We start from the raw sequence: 7,406 nt of genomic DNA, 5'->3' as shown, positions 1-7,406 counted from the left end.
GCCACATGTGGCTGACCAAGTTCCTGCGCACCCACGGTCTCATTCACGACTGCCCGAAACTCGTTCAGCTGCGCACGTTTCCGACGATCGCGCTCGGCGGCGACGCGGCCGGTGCGGCAGGTCTGCTGGCCGCGATGATCTGCCACCTGGCGGTGTTCCATCCGCCGGACCTGCTGCAGATCCGGGTGCTGACGGACAACCCGGAGGATCCGGACTGGGCGTGGCTGAAGTGGCTGCCGCACGTCCAGCACCAGACCGACACCGATGCCGCGGGCGCGACCCGGTTGGTGTTCACCCGCACCGACGGGCTGGCGGATCTGACCGCCCGCGGGCCGCACACCGCCGACTCCGCCCCGAGCGGGCCCTACATCGTCGTCGTCGACCTGACGGGCGGAAGGGCGGGCTTCCCCGTCGACGGCCGCGCCGGCGTCACCGTGATCACGCTCGGCAACCACCGGTCTTCCTATCGGGTCAGGGTCGACGCGGACGGCACGGCGGACGATCGGCTGCCCAACCTGAACTTCCGGTTGGTGACCAGCACCACCGACCGGATGACGCCCACCCAGGCCGGCCGCATTGCCCGCAAGCTCGCGGGCTGGTCGATCACCGGGACGATCATCGACAAGAGCACCAGGGTGCAGAAGAAGGTCTCGACGGAGTGGCACCAGCTGGTCGGCGCCCAGACCGTCGAGGAGGTGACCCCGAACCGGTGGCGGATGTACACCGATCTCGACCGCGACCGGCTGCGGATCCCCTTCGGCCACGAGCTGAAGACCGGCGATATCCAGTACCTCGACATCAAGGAGGGCGCGGAGTTCGGCGCGGGACCGCACGGGATGCTCATCGGCACCACGGGTTCCGGCAAGTCGGAATTTCTTCGCACGCTGATTCTTTCGCTCGCCGCCACGCACCATCCCGATCAGGTCAACCTGTTGCTGACCGACTTCAAGGGTGGTTCGACGTTTCTCGGCATGGAGAAGCTGCCGCACACCGCGGCGGTGGTGACCAACATGGAGGAGGAGGCCGAGCTCGTCAGTCGTATGGGCGAGGTCCTCTCCGGTGAGCTGGACCGGCGGCAGTCGATCCTGCGCCAGGCGGGCATCCAGGTCGGGGCGACGGGTGCGCTGTCCGGTGTCGCGGAGTACGAGAAGCACCGCGAGCGTGGCGCCGACCTTCCGCCGCTGCCGACGCTGTTCGTCGTCGTCGACGAGTTCGCGGAGCTGCTGCAGAACCATCCGGACTTCATCGCGCTGTTCGACCGGATCTGCCGCGTCGGTCGGTCGTTGCGCGTACACCTGCTGCTCGCGACGCAGTCGTTGAACACCGGTGGCGTGCGAATCGACAAGTTGGAGCCGAACCTGACGTACCGCATCGCACTGCGTACGACGAGCTCGGCGGAATCCAAGGCAGTGATCGGAACGCCTGAGGCGCAATACATTACGAACAAGGAGAGTGGTGTCGGCTTCCTTCGGGTCGGCATGGAGGACCCGGTGAAGTTCCACAGCGTCTACACCGGAACGAACTACGTTCCTCCTGCGCTCGACTCGGATCTGGGGGATTCCACGCCGAAACACGCCGCGCAGAGTCCACTGCGGATCCGTCCGTTCACGGCGTCACCGGTGGCAGAGGCGATGACGGTATGAACGAGCGAGGACCGGAGCGAGGGGGAGTCGAGAAATGAGTATCGAGCCCGAGCAGCGGGTGTTGCGCGAGGTCGTCCTCGGTCAGCTGGGTACCGGCGAGTCGCGCGCGTACCGAATGTGGTTGCCGCCGTTGACCGATCCGACGCCCGTCAACGAGTTGATCGCACGCGACCGGCGGGAGCCGCTGCGCTTCGGCCTCGGCATCATGGACGAACCGCGTCGGCATCGCCAAGAGGTGTGGGGCATCGACGTGTCGGCGGCCGGCGGAAACATCGCCATCGGTGGCGCGCCGCAGACCGGCAAGTCGATGTTTCTGCAGACGCTGTTGTTGTCGGCCGCTGCCACCCACACACCGCGACAGATCCAGTTCTACTGCGTCGACATGGGCGGCGGCGGGCTCATGTACCTCGAGGATCTCCCACACGTCGGCGGTGTCGCGACCCGCTCCGAGCCCGATCGCGTCAACCGCGTGGTCGCGGAGATGAAAGCCGTTCTGCGCCAACGGGAGGCGACGTTCAAGCAGTATCGCGTCGGCTCCATCGCGACGTATCGCCAGATGCGCGAGGACCCGGGCAGCCCGGCCGCCGCGGACCCGTTCGGTGACGTCTTCCTGGTGATCGACGGCTGGCCCGCCTTCGTCACAGAGTTCCCCGACCTAGAGCCCATCGTCCAGGACCTTGCCGGCCAGGGCCTGGCCTACGGCGTGCACACGATCATCTCGACGCCGCGCTGGACCGAACTGAAGTCGCGCATCCGTGACTACCTGGGCACCAAGGTCGAACTCCGACTCGGCGACGTCAACGAGACGCAGATCGACCGCATCACTCGCGAGATCCCGGCCAATCGACCTGGGCGCGGCATCTCGATGGAGAAGCACCACCTGATGATGGGCGTGCCGCGGCTGGATGGAGTGCACAGCGCTCTCGAGATCGTTCCGGCGATCTCCGCGGCCGTCGAGCACATCGCCTCCCTGCACACGGATCAGGCGCCCTTGGTGCGCGTGCTGCCCGACCGCATCTACCTGCGCGACCTCGAACCCACCTCGCCGGGACCGGAGGCGGACTACCGCACCCGGTGGACCGTTCCGTTCGGCGTTCGCGAGTCGGACCTGTCGGTGGCCTACAGCCCGATGCACACGTCGCCGCACCTGATCATCTTCGGAGCGCCGAAGTCGGGCAAGACCACCATCGCCCATGCCGTCGCCTCGGCGATCTGTGCGCGCAACTCCCCGAAGCAGGTGCGCTTCATGCTGGCCGACTACCGGTCGGGCCTTCTGGACGCCGTACCCCAGAGCCACCTGCTTGCGGCGGGCGCCGTCAACCGGAACCACACGTCGCTCGAAGAATCGATCAAGGCGCTTGCCGGGATCCTCAAGAATCGGCTGCCACCGGCGGACCTGACCACTTCACAGCTTCGAACCCGGTCGTGGTGGACCGGACCCGACGTAGTCCTTCTGGTCGATGACTGGCACATGATCGTCGCCGCGAGCGGTTTGAATCCTCCGATGACGCCGCTCAGTCCTTTGCTGCCCGCGGCCGCCGACATCGGCCTCCACATCGTGGTCACCTGCCAGATGAGCCAGGCGCACCGAGCCACGATGGACAGGTTCGTCGGCGCTGTGTTCGGTGCCGGATCACCAACCCTCTTCCTCTCCGGCGAGAAGATGGAGTTCCCGACCAGCGAATTCAAACTCAAGCGGCGGCCTCCTGGCCAGGCACTTCTGGTATCGCCGGACGGCAAGGAGGTCGTCCAGGCGGCCTACGTCGATCCACCCGAAGAAGAAGTGTTCGCACCACCCCTGGAGGCCCGGTAACATTTCCCACAGACGTTCAGCAACGCAGCTGGCAATCCGCCAGCAAAGGGATCGAGGGTACGATTCCATGGGGGAGCAAGCTACCGCTCCGGCTGGGTCACCGACCCATTACGCAGTGTTATCGAAGTAAGACAGGAGTAAGGGCAAATGCAACCCTTGGAGCACAACGAAGGCGCCATCGGAGTCGGTACCCAGGTATCCGCAAACGGTATTCGCGGGCTGGCAACCGGCATGGCGGCGACCACCGAGGCCAGCGCCTTGGTGCCTGCCGGGATTGACGAGGTGTCGGTGCAGGCAGCGATGGCCTTCGCTACCGAGGCCCTCGAGACCAATGCGCTCAACGCGATGGCCCAGCAGGAGCTGTCGCGGACGGGCCTGGGATACGTGGAGGCGGCTGGCGCGTACGACGCGGTCGACACCACGAACGCCGCCACCCTGTTGTAACAACGGCGAATCAACCTCGGAAGATTTGAGTCCAGCAAACCATGTCTGCAGTGCCCGCAATGTTGGCGATGTTCTACGGAGCATTGCCACCAGAGGTGAACACGGCGCGGTTGATGGCCGGAGCAGGCGAAGCGCCGATGTTCCAGGCCGCAGCCGGCTGGGAGACCCTTGCGATCTCGCTGGAGACCCAGGCCGAGGAACTCGCGGCAAGCTTGGTGTCGCTCCAGAGCTCGTGGCAGGGCGCGGCCAGCCAGCAGGCCGTGGATGCGACCACTCCGATGGTGGCGTGGTTTCGCATGACGGCGCTTCAGGCGCAGAAGCGGGCGATGCAGGCGATTGCTCAGGCGAGTGCCTACACGGCGGCGATGGTCACCACGCCGCCGTTGCCGGAGATCGAGATGAACCACGTCACCCACGCGACGCTCGAGGCCACCAACTTCCTCGGGGTCAACACCATGCCGATCGGGATGAACGAAGTGGACTACTTCGTTCGGATGTGGGACCAAGCTGCGGGCGCCATGGAGGGCTATCAGGCGGAGACCACCATGAACACGGTGTTCGAGCCGATCATGCCGGCCAAGCCCATGGTCATGCCCGGAGTCGGTGAGAGTTCGGCCGCCATGGCCATGGGCCAGGGCGCCGCGATGATGGGCGGCGCGATGTTGCGCGAGACCGCGTTCGCGCACGTGACTGGGCAGGCCACGATGCAGTCCGTGGCTCTGCGGGCGGGCAACATCGGCAGTGAGGCCAACATGGCCGCCCAGCGCGCCGAGGGTGCCGCGCAACAGGCGCAGAACGCGGGGCAGCAGGCGAACCAGCAGCAAGACAAGCCGCAGCAGGGTACCCAGATGGCGACGCAGATGATGACGCAGGTCGGCTCGATGGTCGCGCAGGTGCCCCAGCAGGTCGGTCAGATGGTGATGCAGCCGATGCAGCAGATCAGTCAGCCCCTGCAGCAGGTGACGCAGATCTTCAGCCAGATGGGCAGCAGTTTCGGATCCCATGACGGCGCGCAGGTCGGCCTGATGGGGGCCAGTCCGACGTCGAACCACCCGCTTGCCGGTGGTATGGGCGCCGGATCGGGCGCGGGGCTGGTCCGGGCGGCGTCGTTGCCGGGCATGGGCGGGTCCTCAGCGCGCACCCCGCTGATGTCCAGCCTCGTCGGCAACGCACCCGAGGCGTCCACGGCGCCGGCGGCGGTGGCACCAGGAGGAGCCGCTGCCGGAGCCGGAGGCGCCGGTGCCGCGCCGGTAGGCAGTGGCGGCGGTACCCCGATGGGAGCCGGGCACGGTCAGAACGGCAAGGGCAGCGGGAGCAGGTCGGCGATCAAGACGCCCTCGCTGCTGCCCACCGATCTGAACGAAGACGAAGACGATGACTGGTAGTCGTCACACAAGAACTTCCCGGCCCAGGGGGGCTGGAAGACTCGTCATTCCCTTGGCGAGGACACGAGAAAGCGGAAGGATCAACAGCACATGGCTCAGATGAATACCGACGCGGCTGTCCTCGCCAAAGAGGCAGCCAACTTCGATCGCATCTCCGGTGAACTGAAGGCCGTCATCGGCCAGGTAGAGGCGACGGCCGGAGCCCTCGCAAGTCACATGCAGGGCGGCGCCGGTGTTGCCGCTCAGTCGGCGATCCAGCGATTCACCGAGGCTGGAAATCAGCAGCTCATGCAGCTGTCCGACATCTCGAACAACATCCACACCTCCGGCGTCCAGTACACCTCGACCGACGAAGACCAGGCCTCTGCACTGCAGTCCGCCATGGGCTCCAGCCTGGCCTAACCGACCGACCACAAGGAGAATTCACATGTCACTGGTTTACAACTTCGCAGGAATCGAAGGCGGCGCTGGAGAAATCCAGGCGTACGTCGGTGCAACCAACGGTCTGCTCGACGAGGGCAAGGCCTCGCTCGCCGCACTGGCCGACGTCTGGGGCGGCTCGGGCTCGCAGGCCTACCAGGAGGTGCAGCGCAAGTGGGATTCCGCGTCGATGGAATTGAACGCGGCTCTGCAGAATCTCGGCCACACCATTGGCGAGGCTGGTCAGAACATGGGCCAGACCGAAGCCGGCGTCACCAGTTCGTTTCTGTAATCAACGGAGCACGGAGGTGGGCGGACAGCCACTGATCGCGCCGCCCACCTCAGCACGTGTTTCACACGTGATCTAAAGCATGATCTAAAGCATTTTGAGAGGTTCCCATGTCGGCCGACTATGACCGGCTCTTCCACTCTTCGGAGGCTTCGCAGCCCGAAGAGGAGACAGCGACCGTCGATCGCGACTCGGTGGCATCCGCGGCACCCGCGCCGAGCACCCCGAAGCGCGCGGACGCGCCGTCCGATCCACTGCCCGTCACGCCGCCGACGCAAGCCGCGCAAGCGCCTGCCCCGACGACAGCGCCGCCACCTCGAGCGACCGAGGTGACCACGCAGATGCCTGCGACCCGGGTGGGTCAGCAGCGGATGCAGAACGGCCTCATGCGTGCGCCGCAGGCCGCTTCACCCGCCGGTGCCCGCTACGAGCAGCGGCCAGCGGCGACCTCGGCACAAGCGCGTTCGGCGTCCACGCCGGTGCCGTCGCCGTCGCAGTACGGCGCCGAGGCGCAGGCCGAGAACAGGGCCGCCTGGGCAGCGGCGCAGCAGGCACCCTCGCAGCCGGTGCCCACCTCGGCGGCGACGATGGGCAACCACCGCGCCATCGACGCCCTGTCGCACGTCGGTGTGCGGTCAGCGGTCAAGATGCCGTCGCAACGCGGTTGGCGCCACATCATCTACCTCCTCACGCGGATCAACCTCGGGCTGTCGCCCGACGAGCTCTACGAGATGGACCTGCACGCCCGGATCCGCCGGAACGCCCGCGACTCGTATCAGATCGGGGTCTTCGGACTCAAGGGCGGCGTGGGCAAGACGGCCGTCACCGTGGCGCTGGGTTCTTCGCTGAGCAAGGTCCGTGGCGACCGCATCCTGGCCGTCGATGCCGATCCCGACGGGGGCAACCTCGCCGATCGGGCGGGCCGTCAGTCAGCGGCGACCGTCGCAGACCTGTTGTCGGACAAGGAATTGGCGCGCTACAACGACATCCGCGCGTACACCAGCATGAACGGCTCCAACCTGGAGGTGCTGTCCTCCGAGGAGTACAGCGGTGCCCGTCGCGAATTCAACGACGAGGACTGGAAGGGCGCCGTCGGCATCGTGTCGCGGTACTACAACCTCGTGCTCGCCGACTGCGGCGCCGGCTTGTTCCAGCCCGCCTCTCGCGGCGTGCTGTCCACGGTGTCAGGTCTGGTGATCGTTGCGAGCGCCTCGATCGACGGTGCCCGCCAGGCGGCCGTCACGATGGACTGGTTGCGGCAGAACGGATATCAGGACCTGCTCGGCCGCTCGTGCGTGGTGATCAACCACGTCGTACCGGGCAAGCCGAACATCGACGTCGCCGATCTGGTGCAGCAGTTCGAACGCCACGTTCCGGCGGGACGCGTCATCGTCCTGCCGTGGGACAAGCAC

At 66.4% G+C, this 7,406-nt stretch carries 7 protein-coding genes; all 7 read left to right on the top strand.

The window, feature by feature from the left end; all coding sequences use genetic code 11:
• Positions 1–1,643 (top strand): type VII secretion protein EccCa (gene eccCa / locus ACRDUX_RS04070; RefSeq protein ID WP_526411271.1); only part of this gene is annotated, 1,643 nt, incomplete at its 5' end.
• A 34-nt stretch (positions 1,644–1,677) separates the two neighbouring features.
• Positions 1,678–3,456 carry a type VII secretion protein EccCb gene (gene eccCb, locus ACRDUX_RS04065; protein WP_526411269.1) on the top strand — a complete coding sequence of 593 codons (1,779 nt, stop codon included), beginning with the start codon at positions 1,678–1,680 and terminating at the stop codon, positions 3,454–3,456.
• A gap of 147 nt (positions 3,457–3,603) precedes the next feature.
• Positions 3,604–3,900, top strand: coding sequence for a PE domain-containing protein (locus ACRDUX_RS04060; protein ID WP_526411268.1), 297 nt, complete (start codon positions 3,604–3,606; stop codon positions 3,898–3,900).
• Positions 3,901–3,941: 41 nt separating this feature from the next.
• Entirely contained in the window at positions 3,942–5,285 is a 1,344-nt protein-coding gene (locus ACRDUX_RS04055; protein WP_526411266.1) for a PPE family protein, read from the top strand.
• A gap of 90 nt (positions 5,286–5,375) precedes the next feature.
• A complete protein-coding gene (locus tag ACRDUX_RS04050) occupies positions 5,376–5,687 on the top strand; it encodes a WXG100 family type VII secretion target (RefSeq protein WP_526411264.1) in 312 nt (103 codons plus the stop codon).
• Between the two features lie 25 nt (positions 5,688–5,712).
• The gene (locus tag ACRDUX_RS04045) at positions 5,713–5,997 is read left to right on the top strand and encodes a WXG100 family type VII secretion target (protein ID WP_526379219.1); all 285 of its coding nucleotides are present in this window, start codon (positions 5,713–5,715) and stop codon (positions 5,995–5,997) included.
• A 107-nt stretch (positions 5,998–6,104) separates the two neighbouring features.
• A partial coding sequence (locus ACRDUX_RS04040; RefSeq protein ID WP_526411262.1) for a MinD/ParA family ATP-binding protein occupies positions 6,105–7,406 on the top strand: 1,302 nt, incomplete at its 3' end.

Origin of the sequence: Mycobacterium sp. (genome assembly GCF_050701675.1) — a bacterium.
Lineage (GTDB): Bacteria > Actinomycetota > Actinomycetes > Mycobacteriales > Mycobacteriaceae > Mycobacterium.
The sequence above is the reverse complement of the archived record's forward strand: the minus strand, read 5'-3'. Positions and strand labels throughout refer to the sequence as shown.